The 19,687-nt window shown below is 66.8% G+C and carries 15 protein-coding genes; 7 read left to right on the forward strand and 8 right to left on the reverse strand.

Annotated features, from left to right (window positions below; translation table 11 throughout):
• The 7 genes from G3N99_RS16170 to G3N99_RS16200 all read right to left on the reverse strand — a co-directional run.
• The coding region (locus tag G3N99_RS16170) for a P1 family peptidase (RefSeq protein ID WP_206122891.1) at positions 1 to 657 on the reverse strand (657 nt) is incomplete at its 3' end.
• Positions 657 to 1,550: a glutathione ABC transporter permease GsiD gene (gsiD, locus tag G3N99_RS16175; protein WP_174935714.1), complete on the reverse strand. Its 894-nt coding sequence runs from the start codon at positions 1,548 to 1,550 to the stop codon at positions 657 to 659. The genes gsiD and G3N99_RS16170, both read right to left, overlap by 1 nt.
• A gap of 7 nt (positions 1,551 to 1,557) precedes the next feature.
• A complete protein-coding gene (gene gsiC, locus G3N99_RS16180; RefSeq protein WP_174935716.1) occupies positions 1,558 to 2,478 on the reverse strand; it encodes a glutathione ABC transporter permease GsiC in 921 nt (306 codons plus the stop codon).
• A gap of 79 nt (positions 2,479 to 2,557) precedes the next feature.
• A complete protein-coding gene (gene gsiB, locus G3N99_RS16185) occupies positions 2,558 to 4,120 on the reverse strand; it encodes a glutathione ABC transporter substrate-binding protein GsiB (protein ID WP_206122892.1) in 1,563 nt (520 codons plus the stop codon).
• Between the two features lie 95 nt (positions 4,121 to 4,215).
• Positions 4,216 to 6,123 (reverse strand): dipeptide ABC transporter ATP-binding protein, encoded by a 1,908-nt coding sequence (locus G3N99_RS16190; protein WP_206122893.1) that lies wholly within the window; start codon positions 6,121 to 6,123, stop codon positions 4,216 to 4,218.
• A gap of 29 nt (positions 6,124 to 6,152) precedes the next feature.
• Positions 6,153 to 7,154 (reverse strand): isoaspartyl peptidase/L-asparaginase, encoded by a 1,002-nt coding sequence (locus tag G3N99_RS16195; RefSeq protein WP_206122894.1) that lies wholly within the window; start codon positions 7,152 to 7,154, stop codon positions 6,153 to 6,155.
• A complete protein-coding gene (locus G3N99_RS16200; protein ID WP_206122895.1) occupies positions 7,151 to 8,095 on the reverse strand; it encodes a MurR/RpiR family transcriptional regulator in 945 nt (314 codons plus the stop codon). The genes G3N99_RS16195 and G3N99_RS16200 overlap by 4 nt, the downstream gene beginning before the upstream one ends.
• Positions 8,096 to 8,568: 473 nt before the next feature.
• On the opposite strand from G3N99_RS16200, the gene G3N99_RS16205 reads away from it, so the two are divergent.
• The 6 genes from G3N99_RS16205 (at position 8,569) to G3N99_RS16230 (ending at position 17,044) form a co-directional block, all read left to right on the forward strand.
• The gene (locus G3N99_RS16205; RefSeq protein WP_174935725.1) at positions 8,569 to 9,840 is read left to right on the forward strand and encodes an MFS transporter; all 1,272 of its coding nucleotides are present in this window, start codon (positions 8,569 to 8,571) and stop codon (positions 9,838 to 9,840) included.
• A gap of 27 nt (positions 9,841 to 9,867) precedes the next feature.
• Positions 9,868 to 12,288 (forward strand): glycoside hydrolase family 31 protein, encoded by a 2,421-nt coding sequence (locus G3N99_RS16210; RefSeq protein WP_206122896.1) that lies wholly within the window; start codon positions 9,868 to 9,870, stop codon positions 12,286 to 12,288.
• Positions 12,289 to 12,398: 110 nt separating this feature from the next.
• Positions 12,399 to 13,586 carry a porin gene (locus G3N99_RS16215; RefSeq protein WP_174935729.1) on the forward strand — a complete coding sequence of 396 codons (1,188 nt, stop codon included), beginning with the start codon at positions 12,399 to 12,401 and terminating at the stop codon, positions 13,584 to 13,586.
• A 317-nt stretch (positions 13,587 to 13,903) separates the two neighbouring features.
• Complete coding sequence (locus tag G3N99_RS16220) at positions 13,904 to 15,925, forward strand: BCCT family transporter (protein ID WP_174945011.1); 2,022 nt, start codon at positions 13,904 to 13,906, stop codon at positions 15,923 to 15,925.
• Positions 15,926 to 15,977: 52 nt separating this feature from the next.
• On the forward strand, positions 15,978 to 16,292 hold the full coding sequence (locus G3N99_RS16225) for a hypothetical protein (protein ID WP_206122897.1): 315 nt from the start codon (positions 15,978 to 15,980) through the stop codon (positions 16,290 to 16,292).
• 89 nt (positions 16,293 to 16,381) lie between these two features.
• Positions 16,382 to 17,044: a hypothetical protein gene (locus G3N99_RS16230; RefSeq protein ID WP_206122898.1), complete on the forward strand. Its 663-nt coding sequence runs from the start codon at positions 16,382 to 16,384 to the stop codon at positions 17,042 to 17,044.
• Between the two features lie 36 nt (positions 17,045 to 17,080).
• Here the strand turns inward: G3N99_RS16230 and G3N99_RS16235 are convergent, their stop codons facing one another.
• Positions 17,081 to 17,923 (reverse strand): class I SAM-dependent methyltransferase, encoded by an 843-nt coding sequence (locus tag G3N99_RS16235; RefSeq protein WP_206122899.1) that lies wholly within the window; start codon positions 17,921 to 17,923, stop codon positions 17,081 to 17,083.
• 199 nt (positions 17,924 to 18,122) lie between these two features.
• Between G3N99_RS16235 and G3N99_RS16240 the strand changes: the two genes are divergently transcribed.
• Positions 18,123 to 19,586, forward strand: a complete 1,464-nt coding sequence (locus G3N99_RS16240; protein ID WP_206122900.1) for a metallophosphoesterase — start codon at positions 18,123 to 18,125, stop codon at positions 19,584 to 19,586.
• Positions 19,587 to 19,687: the final 101 nt, after the last annotated feature.

The following is a 19,687-nucleotide window of genomic DNA, read 5'->3' on the forward strand; positions in this document are numbered from 1 at the left end:
CCGCCGTTGCGCGACGATCTGCCCGAGCGGCACGCCGCCGAGCGTCAGCATCGGCAGCCGGCCGAAATTCGCCAGCACGAGCGCGCCGACCGTATAGGGCCGGCCAGCCGCGACGGCGACGCGCGACGCGGAGCCGATCCCGCCCTTCAGATCGAAGCTCGCCATCCCGCGCCCGGCGCCCACCGCGCCGCGTGCGACGTCACGCGATGCCGCGCGGCACGCGTCGTCGTAATGCGCGGCCGTGACCGCGAACGCCTGGATATCGTTCAGATAGCCGTCGTTGCACTCGAACACGAGCGGGTTGACGGTCGACCAGTCGCGGCCGATTTGCGGATTCGCCGCGACCGCCGCGCGAATCTGCGCCTGTGCGACCGCGCCGACGCCGAACGTATTGGTCAGCGCGATCGGCGTATCGAGCGTGCCGAGCTCGTCGACCTGCACGAGCCCGACGCTCTTGCCGAACCCGTTGATCACGGCAGCGCCCGCCGGCACCTTGCTGCGGTACACGTCGCCCGGATGCGGCTTCACGACGGTCACGCCCGTCTGCACGTTGCCCGCATCGAGCGTGCAATGGCCGACCGTCACGCCCGGCACGTCGGCGATCGTGCCGCGCGGCCCGGCCGGCAGCGTCGCCGTCCACATCGGTGAATGGCGCATCAGCGGCGCTCCAGCTTAGGATCGAGCGCGTCGCGCAGCCCGTCGCCGAGCAGGTTGAACGCGAGCACGGTCAGGAAGATCGCAAGGCTCGGGAAGATCGCGATGTGCGGCGCCGTCACCATGTCCGCGCGCGCCTCGTTGAGCATCGCGCCCCACTCCGGCGTCGGCGGCTGCGCGCCGAGCCCGAGGAACGACAGGCTCGCGGCCGTAATGATCGACGTGCCGATCCGCATCGTGAAGTAGACGACGACCGACGACACGGTGCCCGGCAGGATGTGCCGCATGATGATCGTCCAGTCCGACGCGCCGATGCTGCGCGCGGCCTCGACATAGGTCATGTGCTTGAGCATCAGCGTGTTGCCGCGCACCAGCCGCGCGAACGCCGGGATGCTGAAGATCGCGACCGCGCAGATCACGTTGATCATCCCGTTGCCGAGGATCGCGACCACGCCGATCGCGAGCAGGATGCCCGGAAACGCGAACAGCACGTCGGCCACGCGCATCGTGATGCGGTCCCACCAGCCTTCGTAGTAGCCGGCGAGCAACCCGAAGAACGTGCCGATCACCGCACCGAGCGCGACCGAGAAGAAGCCGGCCGCGAGCGAGATGCGCGTGCCCGCGATGATCCGGCTGAAGATGTCGCGGCCGAGCGAATCGACGCCGAACCAGTGCACGGCCGACGGCCCCGCATTCAGCGCGTCGTAGTCGAAATAGTTCTCCGGATCGAACGGCACGATGTGCGGGCCGACGAACGCCAGCACGACAAGCGCCAGCACGAAGCCGCCCGCGACGAGCGCGACGGTCTGCTTGCGGAACTTGCGCCAGAATTCGCGCCACGGCGTGCGAATCGCGGCGGGTGCGGCCGGCGCCGCGGTCTGGACTGTCGCGTTCATGCGCGCCTCACTTGAACCGGATGGTCGGGTTGATGACCGCGTACAGCACGTCGACGGTCAGGTTGATCAGGATGAACTCGAGCGAAAACAGCAACACGATCGCCTGGATCACGGGGTAGTCGCGCATCGTCACCGCATCGACGAGCAGGCGCCCGAGCCCCGGCCAGTTGAACACCACCTCGACGACGATCGAGCCGCCGAGCAGGAAGCCGAACTGCAGCCCCATCATCGTGACGACCGGGATCATCGCGTTGCGCAGGCAGTGCTTGAGCACCACCATCGGCTCGCGCACGCCCTTCGCCCGTGCGGTGCGCACGAAATCCTCGTTCAGCACCTCGACGAACGACGCGCGCGTGAAGCGTGCCATCACGGCCGCGACCGCGGCGCCGAGCGTCAGCGACGGCAGCACGTAGCTCTTCCACGAGCCGTCCGGCACCACCGGCAGCCAGCCGAGCTTCACCGAGAAGATTTCCATCAGCAGCATGCCGAGCGCGAACGCGGGAAACGAGATGCCCGACACCGCGAGCGTCATGCCGAGACGGTCCGGCCAGCGGTTGCGCCACACCGCCGACGCGATCCCGATCGCCATCCCGAACGCCGTCGCCCACACCATGCTGACGAGCGTCAGCATCAGCGTCGGCATGAAGCGTTCGCCGATCTCGGTCGAGACCGGCCGCTTGCTGCGGGTCGATATGCCGAAATCGCCGTGCGCGATCTTTGTGAAGAAATTCACGAATTGTGCGGGCAGCGGGCGGTCGAGCCCGAGATCGGCACGCACGAGCGCGACCGTCGCATCGTCGGCTTCGGGCCCGGCCGCGAGCCGCGCCGGGTCACCCGGCAGCAGGTGGACGAACAGGAACACCAGCACCGCGACGATCGCGAGCGTGGGCAGCAGGCCGAACAGGCGTTTGACGAGAAAATTCAGCATGGGGCACCGATCGAATCAGCGTGCCGGCGGCTTGCGCCACCGGCACCGCGTGGCGGACGAGCCGCCGTCATCACTACTGTCACTTCAGCGAGATTTCGTCGAAGTTGAACGAGCCGTCCGGCATCACGTACGCGCCCTGCAGCCGCTTGCTGCGCGCATAGACGATCTTCTCCTGCACGAGGAAGATCCACGGTGCATCGGTCCAGATCTGCTTCTGCGCATCGGCGTAGAGGTCGGTCTTCTTCGCGCGGTCGACCGTCTCCAGTGCCTTCGAGAGATCGCCGTCGACCGCGTCGTTCTTGTAGTACGCGGTGTTCAGCAGCTTCGGCGGCGCCGACGCGCCGGCGAGCAGCGGCGTGATCGCCCAGTTCGCCTCGCCGGTCGACGACGACCAGCCGATGTAGTACATCCGCACCGGCGCCTTCGCCGGATCCGGCGCGCTCTCGACCTTCGCGACGCGCTCGCCGGCTTCCAGCGCCTGCACCTGCACCTTCACGCCGACCTGCGCGAGCTGCTGCTGCACGAACTGGATCGCCTTCTGCGACGTCGAGTTGTTATAGGCGGACCACAGCGTCGTCTCGAAGCCGTTCGGATAGCCGGCTTCCTTCAGCAGCGCGCGCGCCTTCGCCGGGTCGTACGGCCACGGGCCCAGCTTGGTCGCGTAGTCGACACCCTGCGGGACCACGCCGGTGGACGGCGTCGCGAAGCCGGCGAACGCGACCTTCGCGAGCGCTTCCTTGTTCACCGCGTAGTTCAGCGCCTGGCGCACCTTCGGGTTGTCGAACGGCTTCTGCTGCATGTTCAGCGACACGTAGCGCTGCACGATCGACGGCCGCTCCACGACGTCGACCTTCGGGTTGCCCTTCAGGTCGGCTGCCTGCTCGAACGGGATGCGGAACGCGAAATCGGCTTCGCCCGTCTTGATCAGCGCGGCACGCGTGTTGTTGTCGACCACCGGCTTCCAGTCGATCGCGTCGATCTTCGGATAGCCCTTCTTCCAGTAGCCGGCGAACTTCTTCACCTTCAGGTCGTCGGTCTGCTTCCATTCGACGAACTCGAACGGGCCCGTGCCGACCGGATGCAGCGCGATGTCGCGGCCCCACTTCTTCAGCGCGGCCGGCGAGATCATCACGGCCGACGGGTGCGCGAGCGTGTTGATCAGCGCCGAGAACGGCTCGCGCAGCGTGATCTTCACCGTGTACGGATCGACCACTTCGGTCTTCTCGATCACGCGGAACATGTTGTAGCGCTTCAGGTGGTTCGCGGGATCGGTCACGCGGTCGAAGTTCGCCTTCACGGCCGCTGCGTTGAAATCGGTGCCGTCGTGGAACTTCACGCCCTGGCGCAGCTTGATCGTGTAGACCTTCGCATCCGGGCTCGCGTCGTAACTGGTTGCCAGCACGTTGACGAGCTTCATGTCCTTGTCGAAGCCGAACAGCCCCTGGTAGAACGACTTGACGACGGCCTGCGACACCGTGTCGTTCGCGTCGTACGGGTCCATCGTCGTGAACGTCGAATCCACCGCCATCACCGCGGTCTGCTGCGCGAACGCGGGCACCGCGGCCGACAGCGCGAACGCGCCGGCGAGCGCGACGAAACACGCGCGCGGACGAAACATCGGGAACGGATGCTGCTTGGTCATTTTGCTGGGCTCCTAACGGTGAATCGGTGACGCCTCACGGGCGTTTCGGTTTCGACTTCCTGCAAGCTCGCGCATCGCCGTAGCGGCGCATTTCATCAGTACGCGCCGCCGACGCGATGCGTCGCGACGTAATGATCGGGACCGACCGCGACGAGCGGCGCGACGACCGGCTCGTCGCCGACCGCGCGGATCGGGCTCGGTATTTCGTCCGCCGCAAGCTGGCGCGGCGCGTGCCGGCGCGCGGGGTCGGCCACCGGCACCGCGCTCATCAGCTTCTTCGTGTACGGGTGCTGCGGCGCCTCGAACACCGCGCGGCGCGGGCCGATCTCGACGATCTGGCCGAGATACATCACCGCGACGCGATGGCTGATGCGCTCGACCACGGCCATGTCGTGCGAGATGAACAGGTACGCGACGCCGAGCTCGCGCTGCAGGTCGAGCATCAGGTTGACGATCTGCGCCTGTACCGACACGTCGAGCGCCGACACCGATTCGTCGGCGATCACGACCTTCGGGTTCAGCGCGAGCGCCCGCGCGATCGCGATCCGCTGGCGCTGGCCGCCCGAGAATTCGTGCGGATAGCGGCGCGCGGCCTCCGGCGGCAGGCCGACCTTGTCGAGCAGCCAGTCGACGCGCGCCTGCGCTTCGCGGCCGCTCGCGACGCCGTGCACGAGCAGCGGCTCCATGATCGAGAAGCCGACGGTCAGGCGCGGGTTCAGCGACGCGAACGGATCCTGGAAGATGAACTGGATGTTCCGGCGCAGCGCCTGCAGGTCCGAACCCTTCAGCGCGCTGATGTCGCGGCCGTCGAACTCGATCGAGCCGCTCTGCGATTCGACGAGGCGCAGCAGCGAGCGGCCGGTGGTCGACTTGCCGCAGCCCGATTCGCCGACGAGCGCAAGCGTCTCGCCCGCGCGCAGTTCGAAGCTCACGCGCTCCACCGCATGCACGTATTGCGACACGCGGTCGAACACGCCGCTCTTCACCGGGAAGCGCGTCACGAGATCGCTTACGCGCAGGATCGGCGACGCGGACTGATCGACGGGCGGCTGCGCCTCATCGTTCGCCGCGGGCGCGGGCGATGCCGCCGATGCCGCCGCGCTCGCGCCCTCCACCTTCAGCAGCGGGAATTTCTCGGGCGCATCGGTGCCCTGCATCGAGCCGAGCTTCGGCACGGCCGCGAGCAGCGCACGCGTGTAGCGATGCTCCGGTGCCGCGAAGATGCGATCCGATTCACCCTCCTCGACCTTCTCGCCGCGATACATCACGAGCACGCGGTCGGCCACTTCGGCCACCACGCCCATGTCGTGCGTGATGAAGATCACGCCCATGTTCATCTCGTCCTGCAGCCCGCGCACGAGTTGCAGGATCTGCGCCTGGATCGTCACGTCGAGCGCGGTCGTCGGCTCGTCGGCGATCAGCAGCGAGGGGCGGCACGACAGCGCCATCGCGATCATCACGCGTTGCCGCATCCCGCCCGACAACTGGTGCGGATAGCGCGCGAACACGCGGCGCGCCTCCGGGATGCGCACGAGTTCGAGCAGCCGCAGCGTTTCCGCGCGCGCTTCGGACATGCTTTTCGACTGATGCAGCGCGATCGCCTCGCTGATCTGGTCGCCAACCGTGAATACCGGGTTCAGCGACGTCATCGGCTCCTGGAAGATCATCGCGATGTCCGCGCCGCGAATGCCGCGCATCGTCGCGCCGCTGGCCTGCGCAAGATCGACGAGCGCGCCGCCGCGCCGGCGGAACGCGATCCGGCCGTTCGTGATCGCGCCGCCGCCGTGCTCGACGAGCCGCATCAGTGCGAGCGATGTCACCGACTTGCCCGAGCCCGATTCGCCGACGATCGCGAGCGTCTCGCCGCGATCGACGTGAAACGACACGTTGCGCACCGCGTCGAACGTCGCGCCTTCGCGGCGGAACGTGACCGACAGGTCGTCGACGGCCACCACGCGCTGCTCGGGCAGCACCAGGCCGGACGGGTTACGGCTCGTAGTCATCGTGGGTCTCCTCCTCGTGCGGTCCGGGATCAGGCCGTGTCGTCGTCGCGATAGATGCCGACCACCGGCGCTTCACCGACGCGCGCGTAGCCGCGGTACATTCCTTCGGTGTTGAACGGCATCGCGACGTTGCCCTGCGCGTCGACCGCGATGATCCCGCCGCGGCCCGCGAGGCGCGGCAGCTTGTTCATCACGACGTCGTGCGCGGCGTCGGCGAGCGACGCGCCGCGATACGCGATCTGCGCGGCCACGTCATGCGCGGTCGCGAGCCGGATGAACATCTCGCCCGTGCCCGTCGACGACACCGCGCAGGTTGCGTCGTCCGCATAGCAGCCCGCGCCGATGATCGGCGAATCGCCGACACGCCCCGGCTGCTTGTTCGTGATGCCGCCCGTCGACGTCGCCGCCGCGATATGGCCATGCTGGTCGCATGCGACCGCACCGACCGTGCCGTGCTTGCGGTCCGGATCGAGCGGCTCGGCCGGCTGCTGCTGCGAGGGTGATGCGCCGAACGTGAACGTCGCCGCGTCGTGGTCGAGCATCGGGCCCGCCGCTGCACGCGCCTTGACCCACTGCGCGTGACGCGCCTCGGTGTGGAAGTAACCCGGCTCCGCGAGTTCGAGCCCCTGTGCGGCCGCAAACGCATCGGCGCCCTCACCGGCGAACAGCACGTGCTCGCTGGCTTCCATCACGCGCCGCGCGGCAAGCACGGGATTGCGCACGCGCGTCGCACAGCAGATCGCGCCGGCGTCGAGCGTCGCGCCGTCCATCACCGCCGCGTCGAGTTCGTGCTTGCCTTCAGCCGTATAGACGGCGCCGCGCCCCGCGTTGAACAGCGGACAATCCTCGAGCATCCGCACCGCGACGGTGACGGCGTCGAGCGCGCTGCCGCCATCGGCCAGCACCTGCTGTGCGGCCGTCAGAATGGCGGTCAGTTCGGCGCGGTACTGACGTTCGGTGTCGGAATCCATCGCATCGCGCAGGATCGTGCCTGCGCCGCCGTGAATCGCAACGATCGCGGGTGAAGTCATGTTTTTTTCGGACGGTGAGTAGAAGGATTGGCGGCCGGTGGCGTCGCTTGCGGCTGCATGAGCCACGGCAGCAGGAATTCGGTCATCTCGGCCGCGGATTTCGCGGACCGGTGCGTGCGCAGCGCAACCGCGTCGATCAGCGCCTCGATCATCGCGAGCACGGCCGCTTCCGACGTGGCCGCGAAGCGACGTTCGGCCTTGACGTACAGGTTCAGCGACGCGATCGGCGCAAGCGGCGATTGCGGGCCGTCGGAGATCCCCAGCACGCGTGCACCGCGCGCCGCCGCACGGCGGGCGAGTTCGATCGTGTCCTTCACATAGCGCGGAAACGCGAGCGCGATCACGAGATCGCGCGAGTCGGCCGTATACAGGCGCCGCGCCGCATGCGACGGGCCGCCGAGCAGCGCGAGCGACTGCACGTTGTCATGACAGACGGACAGCCCGTGCTCCATCAGCCCGGTGAGGAACGCGCTCGACCCCGCGCCGAGGATCAGCACGCGACGCGCGCCGACGATCGCCTCGACCGCGGCTTCGACGTCGGCTGCGTCCAGTTGCGCACGCGTGTTCTCGATGTTCGCGACGGCCTGGTCGAATACCGCGTCGATCCATACGGCGCCACGTACGCCGGGCTCCTGCTCCTGCGCGGAACGCAGCCGCTCGACCGGCCCGAGTGTCGCCTCGAAGCCGCGCACCAGCGCCGCGCGCATCGCCGGATAGCCGTCGAAACCGAGCGCCTTCGCGAAGCGGTTCGCAGTCGCGATCGACGCGTTCACGGCCTGCGCGAGTTCGTCGATCCGCATCGTCGCCGCGCGGAACGGATTCGCGAGCACGAACTCGCCCATGCGGCGGTGGATCGGCGTCATCAACGGCATGGCCGACGCGATCCGCTCGGCGATCGAGGGTTCGTCTTGACTGGCGTCGTGCGGAACGAGAGGCGTCATGCGAAGGGTTATTGCAAGGATGATGAAAATGAATTTACACAACTCCGATCCCGAAAAGAAATAAATTTTCACCAGGGTTGTCACGCTCCATCCCGCGCCATTCGATTGCCCGATCGCCTGCACAGCCCCGCCCCATGGGCCTTTGACGCCTAATCGCCGCGCGTCGTCACGCGCCCTGCCGCCACTCGTCCATGGGGAAAACCCCGAGCAAGTTCGTTCGAATGCAATTTCACGTTGACCGGATTCGAATTCGAACATAGGATGTTCGAAAATGATCAGTCGTCAGATAACATTAGCCTTCAGAGACGACGAAATGTTCACTTGAACACCATTATTCCGACTCAAACCGGAAAAAATGGCGCCCATCAAGATCGGACATCGTACGAATAAAGTGAAAACAGGCCATCCCGAACGGATGGTCGTCATGGATCGGGCCGGCGCGACGCGCCGGCCCTGCCCGACAGGAGACAGCAGTGAAGACAGTCAAGGCGTTGCGCTGGTGGATCATCGTGCTCGTGTGTCTGGGCACGATCCTCAACTACCTCGCACGGAATTCCCTCGCGGTGCTCGCCCCCGAGCTGAAGCAGGTGTTCGCGATCTCGACGCAGCAGTATTCGTACATCGTCGGCGCGTTCCAGATCGGTTACACGATCATGCAGCCCGTGTGCGGCTTCGTCGTCGACCTGATCGGGCTGCGGCTCGGGTTCGCGCTGTTCGCGATGCTGTGGTCGGTGGTCGGCGTCGCGCACGGGTTCGCGTCGGGCTGGCTGTCGCTCGGCATCCTGCGCGGCTTTCTCGGCCTGTTCGAAGCCGCCGCGATTCCGTCCGGGATGAAGGCTGTCGCCGAATGGTTTCCCGATCGCGAGAAATCCGTCGCCGTCGGCTATTTCAACGCGGGCACGTCGCTCGGCGCAGCGATCGCGCCGCCGCTCGTCGTGTTCCTGTCGATGCGGTTCGGCTGGCAGGCCGCGTTCATGGCCACCGGCGCGCTCGGCTTCGTATGGGCCGCGCTCTGGTACACGCAATACCGGTCGCCGGCAGACCATCCGCGCATCACGCCGCAGGAGCGCGCGCTGATCCGCGACGGCCAGGCGACGATGCCGCCCGTGTCGAAGCGCCGCATCCGCGACGTCGTCACCGCACGGCGCTTCTGGGCCATCGCGCTGCCGCGCTTCTTCGCCGAGCCCGCGTGGCAGACCTTCAGCTTCTGGATTCCGCTGTATCTCGCGACCGAGCGCCACATGGAACTCAAGCAGATCGCGATCTTCGCGTGGATGCCGTTTCTCGCGGCCGACCTCGGCGGCATCGCGGGCGGCTACCTGTCGCCGTATCTCGCGAAGCGCTTCAAGCTGCCGCTCGTGTGGTCGCGCGTTGCCGGCGTCGCGCTCGGCTCGGTGCTGATGCTCGGGCCCGCGATGATCGGGCTCGTGGCGTCGCCGTACACGGCCATCGCGCTGTTCTGCGTCGGCGGCTTCGCGCACCAGATGATCTCCGCACTCGTCAACACACTGTCGGCCGACGTGTTCGATCCCGAGGAAGTCGGCACCGCGAGCGGCTTCGCCGGGATGGCCGCGTGGATCGGCGGGCTCGGTTTCTCGCTGCTGGTCGGCGCGCTCGCCGACAAGATCGGCTATGCGCCGCTGTTCGCGTGCCTCGGCCTGTTCGACCTCATCGGGGTCACGCTGCTCGCGGTGCTGATCCGCGGGCAGTCGAAGCAGGAACGCCTGCTCGCCCGGCACGCCTGACCTTCGCTCTCACCAGGAATCGCATTCATGACTTCGCTTCTTCATCCGCCCGTGTTCCGCGTCGCCGGCCAGCACGCGAACCGTGTGCTGCTCGCGTCCGAGGCGGGCGCAACCCTCGAGATCTTCGTGCTCGAGGACGACATCGTGCGGGTGCGCGTGCTGCCCGACGCGACGGCGCGCAACCCGCGCACGTGGTCGATCGCACCGGGCCTCGACGACGTGGCGCTCGACGGACGCGATCGCCTCGACCTGAGCGGCTTCACGCTGCCCTCCTTTACCCTCATCGAAGACGACGACGGCGTGTGCATCGAAACCACACAGATCCGGCTCGCGGTGCGCCTGCAAGGCGGCCACTGCACGTGGTCGATGCGCGACGCGGACGGCACGTGGCGCGTCGCCCTCGCCGACCGCGCGACGCAGGCGTACAACTTCGGCTGGTGGGACGATCGCGCGTATCACTACGTCGCCCGCGAGCGGGGCGACAAGGTGTTCGGCCTCGGCGAACGCGCGGGCGACCTCGACCGCACCGGCGCGCGCTTCGAGATGCGCAACATCGACGCGATGGGCTACAGCGCGAAGCACACCGACCCGCTGTACAAGCACATCCCGTTCTACATCACGTGGTCGCCCGACGCATGCCAGGGGTTCGGGCTGTTCTACGACACGCTGTCGGACTGCTCGTTCGACATGGGCCGCGAACTCGACAACTATCACGGCCCGTACCGCTATTTCGTCGCCGAGCACGGCGATCTCGACTACTACTTCATCGCATCGCCCGACACGCCGCTCGCGGCCGCGCGGCGCTTCACGTGGCTCACAGGGCGCCCCGCGCGCACGCCGAAATGGGGGCTCGGCTATTCGGGCTCGACGATGAGCTACACCGATGCACCGGACGCGCAGCAGCAGATGAACCAGTTCGTCGAGCAGTGCGACACGCACGACATCCTGTGCGATTCGTTCCACCTGTCGTCGGGCTATACGTCGATCGGCGCGAAGCGCTACGTGTTCAACTGGAACCGCGACAAGTTTCCCGATGCGAAGGGCTTCGTGAAGCATTACCGCGACCACGGCATCCGCCTGTGCGCGAACATCAAGCCGTGCCTGCTGCGCGACCATCCCGCATTCGAAGAGGCGGCCACGCGCGGGCTGCTGATCCGCTCGGCGTCCGGCGAGCCCGCATGGGTGCAGTTCTGGGACGAGGTCGGTGCGTATCTCGACTTCACGCAGCCTGACGCGTATCGCTGGTGGCGCGAGCAGGTCACGTCGGCGCTGCTCGAATACGGGATCGAATCGACCTGGAACGACAACAACGAGTACGAGATCTGGTCGCCCGATGCGATCGCGCACGGCTTCGGCCAGCCGTTTCCGGCGCGCGAGGCAAAGGTGCTGCAGACGATGCTGATGATGCGCGCGTCGCGTGAAGCGCAGCGCACACATGCGCCGGCGCAGCGGCCGTTCCTCGTGTCGCGCTCCGGCGGCGCCGGCATGCAGCGCTATGTACAGACCTGGTCCGGCGACAACTACACGTCGTGGGAAACCTTGCGCTACAACCTGAAGATGGGCCTCGGGCTCGCGCTGTCGGGCGTGTCGAACATCGGTCACGACATCGGCGGCTTCTCCGGGCCCGCGCCGTCGCCCGAACTGCTGCTGCGCTGGGTGCAGTTCGGCATCTTCATGCCGCGCTTCAGCATCCACTCGTGGAACGACGACGGCACGGTCAACGAACCGTGGATGTACCCCGAGATCACCGCGCAGATCGCATCGCTGATCAAGCAGCGCTACCGGCTGCTGCCCTACCTCTATCACCTGCTGTGGCTATCGACGACGCGCTACGAGCCCGTGCTGCGGCCGACCTTCGCCGATTTCCCCGGCGATGCGCGCTGCTACGACGAATGTGACGACATGATGCTCGGCGATGCGCTGCTCGTCGCACCGGTCGTCGATCCCGGCCTGACGGAGCGCACCGTCTACCTGCCGTCGGGTGCGCGCTGGATGTGCTGTGCTAGCGCGCAGTCGTTCGACGGCGGTACGAGCGCGACGCTGCCCGCGCCGCTCGACACGCCGGTGATGCTGCTGCGCGAGGGCCGCGTGCTGCCGCTGAACGTCGCGGAACAGCATTTCGGCGCACGTGCCGACACGCGCGGCTTCCTCGTTGCGCCGCGCGTCGAGGACGGTGTCGCATACGGCGAATGCGTCGAGGACGACGGCGAGACGGAAGCATGGCGCGACGGCGAATACGGGCTGTGGCGCATCGAGACCGGCCGCGAGGCATCCGGCGTGCTCGGCGTATCGGTGCGCTGGGACGGCCGCCCGGCACGCCCGGCCGACCGCGTCGAGATCCTGTTGCCCGCGTCGCTGCAAGGCCCGGTCGCCGTCCGTGGCGCGCGTGTCGAGCAGGATGCGCAGGATGGCGCGTGGCGCCGCCTCGTCGTCGGATTCGACAGCTGAACCGCATAACCCGGGCAAGGCGGGCCGTTCACGCGGCCCGCCGCCCGCCACAGAGGAGGCGACCGAGCCTCCCGCCCCTTTGAAAAGATGAAGAGATCTGGAGATCGTCAATGAAAGCACCCGTCAACCGCTATGCAATCCTGATTTTATCGGCCGCGTCGCTCGGCACGACCGCCGCCCACGCGCAGAGCAGCGTGACGCTGTACGGCGTCGTCGACGATTCGCTCGCGTACGTGAACAACCAGCAGGGCCATTCGAACCTCTACATGCGCGACGGCAACCTGTATGCGTCGAAGTTCGGGCTGCGCGGCGACGAGGATCTCGGCGGCGGCACGCATGCGATCTTCGACCTGCAGTCCGGCTTCAACCTGAACAACGGCGCACAATCCGCCGCCGGCCTGATCTTCAATCGCCAGGCGTTCGTCGGCCTGCGCAACGATCACTACGGCACGATGACCGCCGGCCGCCAGTACACGCCCTACTTCCTGTTCGTCGGCCCGTACGCGTCGAGCAGCTGGCTGACCGGCGCCACGGGCGCGCATCCTGGCGACATCGACGGCCTCGACACGACGATCCGCGTGAACAATTCGGTTACCTACACGTCGCCGACCTTCGCCGGGCTGACCGCGAGCGCGATGTACGCATTCGGCGGCATTGCCGGCGCGACCGGCAAGGGCAACACGTTCAGCGCCGCGCTGCGTTATGCGAACGGGCCGATCGGCGTCGCGGCCGGCTACCTGCGCATCAACAGCTCGGGCTCGTCGGCCGGCTTCCTGAATCCGGCAACCGCCGCGTCGGGCAGCTTCGCGGTGTCCGTGCTGAACCAGGGCTACCTCACCGCGAAGGCCGTCGAGCAGATCGCGGCGGCCGGCAACTACACGCTCGGCGACCTGACGATGGGTCTCAACTACTCGAACGTGAAGTACCTGCCCGGCAACGGCTCCGCGTTCACGGACACGGCCGTGTTCAACACCTACGGCGCGCTCGCCGCGTACCGCTTCACGCCGGTGTTCTCGGTGGCCGGCGCGTTCGCGTACACGCTCGCGTCGAAGGCGAACGGCATCAACAGTGCGGCCCGCTACCAGCAGTACTCGCTGAAGGAGTCGTACAGCCTGTCGAAGCGCACGACGCTCTATGCGCTGCAGGCGTACACGCATTCGAGCGGGCAGACGCTCGGTGCGCAAGGTGCCGGCCACGTGATCGACGCGGCACCGATCGTCGGCGATTCGCAGCAGCTCACACCGTCGACGACACACGGCCAGTTCGTCGGCATGGCCGGCATCGCCGTCACGTTCTGAACCCTCGCAGCAGCGCATTCAGTGCGCTGCCCCTGCCCCGGACGACACGCATTGCTCGCATTCCACGCGTGTCGTCCGGGCGCCCGATACACGTCCGCCACCGCGTTTTCAGCGGCCTGCCAGCCCGCCTGGCGAACCCCGCGGGTTTTCTCGATCCCCTCAATACCTTACAATTCGTCAGGTTTTCCCTTCTGCATGCCCCCTTCTTGCAGTCCTGACACCGCGGTACACTCGACGCACGCCGTATCAGGGTCCGACGCGTGACGTACGCGCCGGGCGGCGTCGCGCCTCGTTGCGCCCACAACTGGATGCCAGCCATGCCAGATTCCCGTCCCTCGCCCCGCACGACATTCAAGCCGCAGGTCGTCCTGCCCGCGCTCGCGGTCATCGGTGCGCTGCTCGTCGTGTGCGCGTTGCGCCCGAGCGAAGCCGGCGCGCTGTTCTCCGCCGGCCAGCAATGGGTCATCGCGCGCTTCGACTGGTTCTACGTGCTCGCCGTCACCGGCTTCCTCGTGTTTCTCGTGCTGATCGCCGCGAGCGACTTCGGCAACATCCGGCTCGGCCCCGACGACGCCGAACCCGAATTCAGCTTCGTATCGTGGACAGCCATGCTGTTCGCAGCCGGCATGGGCATCGGCCTCATGTATTTCGGCGTCGGCGAGCCGATGCAGCACTTCCTGAAACCGCCGACCGTCGACCCCGGCACGCCCGCCGCCGCGCGCGAAGCGATGCTGATGACGTTCTTCCACTGGGGTTTTCATGCGTGGGCGATCTACGGGCTGATGGGGCTCGTGCTCGCGTACTTCGGCTTCCGCTACAACCTGCCGCTGACGCTGCGCTCGGGGCTGTATCCGGTGCTGCGCGAGCGCATCAACGGCTGGATCGGTCACACGGTCGACGCGTTCGCGCTGGTCGGCACGGTCGCCGGCATTGCCACGACGCTCGGCTACGGCGTGATGCAGCTGAGCGCAGGCCTGCATACCGTCGCCGGCTGGGACACCGGCAGCAACGTGTTCCGCATCGGGCTCGTCGCGGTCGTCGTGATCCTCGCGGGCGTATCGGCCGCAACCGGCCTCGACAAGGGCGTGCGGCGGCTGTCCGAGCTGAACCTGCTGCTGGCGTTCCTGCTGCTCGCGTTCGTGGTCGTCGCGGGCCCGACGGCCTTCCTGCTGCGCGCGCTCGGCGACAACATCGGCCAGTACCTGTCGAGCCTCATCGACCTGTCGTTCCGCACGTATGCGTACGCACCGCCGCGCGAGGAAGGCTGGTTCGGCGGCTGGACGATCCTCTACTGGGCATGGTGGGTGTCGTGGTCGCCGTTCGTCGGCATGTTCATCGCGCGCATCTCGCGCGGCCGCACGATTCGCCAGTTCGTGATCGGCGTGCTGCTCGTGCCGACCGCGTTCAACCTCGTGTGGATGACGGTGTTCGGCAATAGCGCGATCTGGCTCGATACGCACGGCGCGGCCGGCGCGCTCGCGCAGACGGCCACCAATGTCGACGCACTGCTGTTCCGCTTCTTTGATTTCCTGCCGATGCCGCAACTGCTGTCGATCGTCGCGATCGTGCTGATCGCGGTGTTCTTCGTCACGTCCGCCGATTCGGGCGCATTCGTGATCGACCAGATCGCGACGCGCGGCAACGCGCACTCGCCCGTGTGGCAACGGCTGTTCTGGGCCGCACTGCTCGGCGTGACGGCCGCGGTGCTGCTGGTCGCGGGCGGGCTCGGCGCGTTGCAGGCGATGACGCTGATCGCCGCGTTGCCGGTCGCGATCATCATGATCGCACTCTGCTACGGGCTGTGGCGCGGGCTCGCGGCCGACCGCGTGCACTATTCGCAGGACGTCGCGCCCGCGACGAGCTTCTGGACCGGCCAGCACTGGCGCCATCGCCTGACCCACATCCTGCGGCAGACGACCGAAGCCGAAGCGCGCCAGTTCGTCGCCGAGACGGTCGAGCCCGCGTTGCGCAAGGTCGCCGACGAGCTGCGCGCGAGCGGTGTCGATGCGAACGTGCAGCGCGACAGCGACGATGCCGTGCGGCTCACCGTGCCGACCGCCGATCACCGCGATTTCGTGTACGGCGTGCGCGTGACGGTGAAATCCGCGGCTGCGTTTCTGGTGCGCGAGGCGGCCGAGCCGGAAGCGGAACGGGCACACGTGTACGGAATCGTCACGTTCTTCGAGGATGGGCGACTCGGCTATGACGTCGAATACCTGCGCGGCGACGAAGTGATTGCCGACGTGCTGCGCCAGTACGAACGCTATGTGTCGCTCGCGGCCGACAAGCGCACGCATCTGCTGAGCCGCGCGCCGGGGCACGCGACGGAGGCCGAATGATCCCCGCCTTTGGTACGCCGTGGCGGCCCGCCATGCGCAACGGAGCTGCACGATGACCGGGCTTCTGCAAAGCCGCGCGTCCGACGTCATCGCGCTCGGCACGCTCGCGCTGCTCTACCTCGGCGGCGCCGGCATCGCGCTGTGGCGAATCCGGGCCGCGGCGCCGCGCGGCAAGGTCTACTGGATCGTCTGCGCGGCGCTGCTTGCCGGCGGCGCCATCGCGATGGGCATCAACCTGTCGCCGATGCCCGACACCGGGGACATGCCGCCCGGGTTTGCGCTCGGCGTCGAAGCCGTGCTGCTCGGTCTCGCCTTGGTCGCCGGCGGTTGCGCGTGGCTGATGCTGCGCGCGCGGCACAAACAATAGATTTTCTTTTGGCAAACACCCCGGAGAATCGTTGGTGCGTAGCCGGCCTTGGTTACGCTCTTAAGCGACAACAATAAACAAATTACCTCATGACCTCGATTGTTCTCCTGAAAATTCTCATTGCTGTAGTTCCCGGTCTACTTTCTGCTATCCGCCATGCCCCGAAGGCCATCCGCGTCCTCATGCGATGGTATACAAACAGCTCTCGCCGAAAAGCAGCGGCAATCGTTCGCGACATGAGAAAGATTAGATATTATCAAATCAATCAATCAGCCATCAAATCAGAGACGCTAAAGGATCTCATAGGGATGACAGGAATGTTTATCATTTCCATTCCAATCTTTTGGATCGCGCTGTCCCCTTCCAAAACTGGCTGGGATCGCATTGCCAACATGGTACTCGGCCTTGAAGGGATTGTTGTACTCATCCTGGGAATTTTCATATTCAATCGAGTAACAACTCGCCTCAATCGCGCCCGTGATCCGCATCGAACGCTCTTGCTTGATGAGATTCGATTGATGAGAACGAGACTTGATCTAACTGAGATTCGCATTAGAAATACACAAACACCCATCTTCAAAAATGAAGCCGATCTTCTCCGCACGATAGTTGCAAAGCTACCGCAGTGGAATATAAACAGCGAATCACAATCCTTGCATGCCACATGCTCCACTTCAAAACCATTGAATAGCTCGATTCGAAAAATAAAGAAATTTCGAACCTCCACTAGAAGTTCACCGCGGACTGAGTAAACTGCCGTTCAATGTCGGCACATTGATCGCAAAAATTCAGCGCGCCCGCGCCGTCACGAGCCAGCATGCCGCGTCGAAGCGCACCTCCGCGCCGTCGATGCAAGGCTCGAATGCGGCACGCATCGTGTCGACCACGCGCCGCCGGGTCGCCTCGTCCACCTGCAGCAACGCCAGCCCGACCGGGCCCAGCCGCGTGATGTAGTCGTCCAGCGCGGGCGCGGGCAGCGCACACGCCAGATCGACCGGCTCGATCGCAACGTCCGCCCAGCCGCTGTCCGACAACACCGACGCGATCCGCTGCCGGTCGCCGAACGCGAATTGCCCCGGCGCACCAGGCCGCCGCGCGGGCAGGTTCGGCAGCAACGGCGCGGCGGCCTGCTCGGCGATCGTCATGAACGGATTGTCGGCCGCGCCACGCCACGCGACGAACCGCATCTGCGCATTCGGCCGCGCTGCATGCCGCAGATTCGCAAAGGCACGAACCGGATCGTCGAAAAACATCACGCCGAGGCGCGACACGATCAGGTCGACGCTCGCGGGCTCGAACGCGTGCGTCTGCACATCCGCGCACACGAAGCGGGCGGGAACGCCGCTGCGTTCGGCACGCGCCTGCGCGGCGTCGATCATCCGGGCCGAGATATCGATACCCGTGCATTGCACGTCCGCACCGAGCCGCCGCGCGATCGCGAGCGTGACCGCGCCCGTGCCGCAGCCGACGTCGAGCACGCTGCGCGCGGGCGACGTGGCCACTGTATCCACGAGCAACTTCTCCAGCGGTTCGAACATCCGGTCGATCGGCGCCTGCGTATCGACCCAGGCGCGCCCCGACGGGCCGTTCCATAACGCGGATTGTTCATCATTGGGCCGGTTGGTTTCCATCTTCGATTCCCCTTCTGGTTCGTTGAGCGTGCCTCGCACTTTGCTGCTTCAAGCCGGCTTGAGGTCAAGGCCCCCGGCCGCGACCCGCCGCCGCAATGTCGATGCACGGCCCGCATGCGAGCGCCCGTCGCGCCCCTTTTTTTTCATATTTCTTACATTCGTGTTGCGTATCGTTGACGACTTTCCTACGGTGCCTCCCATGCGACGACTCCTCACGCGCGCGCTGCTCGTGCGCTGCGCTCCCCTTGTTGCCCTCGCCGCGCTGTCCGCGTGCTCGAACCACATCGATTCGCCGGCCGATCCGGCAAGTGCGGCGGTCAACGTCCAGGCCGCATGGGTCGAGATCGGCGAGTCGAACCAGGCGATCGCGCGCGTCATCACGAACTACACGCCCGCTTCGGCCAGCGATCCGCTGTGCCCGCAACTGACCGTCGACGGCAAGCTGTCGCGCATGTCCCTGCGCACGGGCGCCGCGACCATCGCCCAGCGGCCGACCGCCAGCGATCCGTCCGATTCGAAGCCGTCGAGCTTCCCGGTGTCCGTCTGCGAGATGACGCTGCCGGCCGGCGCGCAGGCGGCGAGCGTCGCGGGCCGCACGCTGCCCCTGCCGAAGGCGCAGCCGCAGCGCATCGCGATCATCGCCGACACCGGCTGCCGCATGAAGAAAGCCGACAACGCCTGGCAGGCGTGCAACGACGCGTCGGTGTGGCCGCTCGACACGATCGCGGCCAGCGTCGCGAAGCTGTCGCCCGATCTGGTGATGCACATCGGCGACTACCACTATCGCGAGAACGCGTGCCCGCCGGACATCGCCGGCTGCAAGGACAGCCCGTGGGGCTATGGCTGGGATACGTGGCAGGCCGACCTGTTCCGCCCGGCCGCCCCGCTGCTCGCGAAGGCGCCGTGGGTCGTCGTGCGCGGCAACCACGAGGAATGCGCGCGGGCGGGCCAGGGCTGGTTCCGCTTCCTCGATCCGCGCCCGTATTCGGCCGCGCGCTCGTGTGACGATCCGGCCAACGACAACAACGCGAACTATTCGGAACCGTATGCAGTGTCGCTCGGCGGCGGCTCGCAGGTGATCGTGTTCGACACCGCGAAAGTCGGCCGCACGCCGCTGAAGACGACCGACGCGCAATTCGGCATCTACCAGAAGCAGTTCCAGACAGTCGCCGCGCTCGCGTCGAAAGCCGGCATGACGACGACGATTTTCACGAACCATCATCCGATCCTCGCGTTCGCGCCGATCGCCGGCAGCACGCCCGCGCCGGGCAACCTCGCACTGCAGTCGGTGATGTCGAGCCTCAACGCGCAGGCGTACTACCCGCCGGGCGTGCACGTCGCGCTGCACGGGCACGTGCACGACTTCCAGGCGATCAACTTCTCGTCCGGGCATCCGGCGACGATCGTGTCCGGCAACGGCGGCGACAATCTCGACGTCGCGCTGCCCGACCCGTTCCCGGCCGGCCTGACGCCCGCACCGGGCGCCGTGATCGAGCGGCTGTCGCACAACAACAGCTTCGGCTTCCTGATCATGGAACGCCGCGCGGCCCCGGCGACCGGCTGGGTGTTCCACGCGTATTCGGCTGCCGGCAAGCTGCTCGCGTCGTGCAACCAGTCGGGCACGACGCTCGCCTGCGACAAGACGGGGTTCATCGCGCCGTGAGTGAAGGAGTTCGATGTGACGGCCGCGATGCAGGCGGCCTGCAAACGCTGCGCGCGCTGGCCACGGCGGCCGTGCTCGCCGGCCTGGCGCTCGCGGCTCAC

Origin of the sequence: Burkholderia sp. Ac-20392, from assembly GCF_017104585.1 — a bacterium.
GTDB classification, from domain to species: Bacteria; Pseudomonadota; Gammaproteobacteria; order Burkholderiales; family Burkholderiaceae; genus Burkholderia; species Burkholderia lata.

What these genes read in the sequence shown, in the direction of transcription:
- G3N99_RS16225 (WP_206122897.1), top strand. Translation starts at nt 15,978, where the DNA reads ATGACCGGGCTTCTGCAAAGCCGCGCGTCCGACGTCATCGCGCTCGGC.
- G3N99_RS16235 (WP_206122899.1), bottom strand. Translation starts at nt 17,923, where the DNA reads ATGGAAACCAACCGGCCCAATGATGAACAATCCGCGTTATGGAACGGC.
- G3N99_RS16215 (WP_174935729.1), top strand. Translation starts at nt 12,399, where the DNA reads ATGAAAGCACCCGTCAACCGCTATGCAATCCTGATTTTATCGGCCGCG.
- G3N99_RS16195 (WP_206122894.1), bottom strand. Translation starts at nt 7,154, where the DNA reads ATGACTTCACCCGCGATCGTTGCGATTCACGGCGGCGCAGGCACGATC.
- G3N99_RS16190 (WP_206122893.1), bottom strand. Translation starts at nt 6,123, where the DNA reads ATGACTACGAGCCGTAACCCGTCCGGCCTGGTGCTGCCCGAGCAGCGC.
- G3N99_RS16200 (WP_206122895.1), bottom strand. Translation starts at nt 8,095, where the DNA reads ATGACGCCTCTCGTTCCGCACGACGCCAGTCAAGACGAACCCTCGATC.
- gsiC (WP_174935716.1), bottom strand. Translation starts at nt 2,478, where the DNA reads ATGCTGAATTTTCTCGTCAAACGCCTGTTCGGCCTGCTGCCCACGCTC.
- gsiD (WP_174935714.1), bottom strand. Translation starts at nt 1,550, where the DNA reads ATGAACGCGACAGTCCAGACCGCGGCGCCGGCCGCACCCGCCGCGATT.
- G3N99_RS16240 (WP_206122900.1), top strand. Translation starts at nt 18,123, where the DNA reads ATGCGACGACTCCTCACGCGCGCGCTGCTCGTGCGCTGCGCTCCCCTT.
- G3N99_RS16220 (WP_174945011.1), top strand. Translation starts at nt 13,904, where the DNA reads ATGCCAGATTCCCGTCCCTCGCCCCGCACGACATTCAAGCCGCAGGTC.
- G3N99_RS16210 (WP_206122896.1), top strand. Translation starts at nt 9,868, where the DNA reads ATGACTTCGCTTCTTCATCCGCCCGTGTTCCGCGTCGCCGGCCAGCAC.
- G3N99_RS16230 (WP_206122898.1), top strand. Translation starts at nt 16,382, where the DNA reads ATGACCTCGATTGTTCTCCTGAAAATTCTCATTGCTGTAGTTCCCGGT.
- gsiB (WP_206122892.1), bottom strand. Translation starts at nt 4,120, where the DNA reads ATGACCAAGCAGCATCCGTTCCCGATGTTTCGTCCGCGCGCGTGTTTC.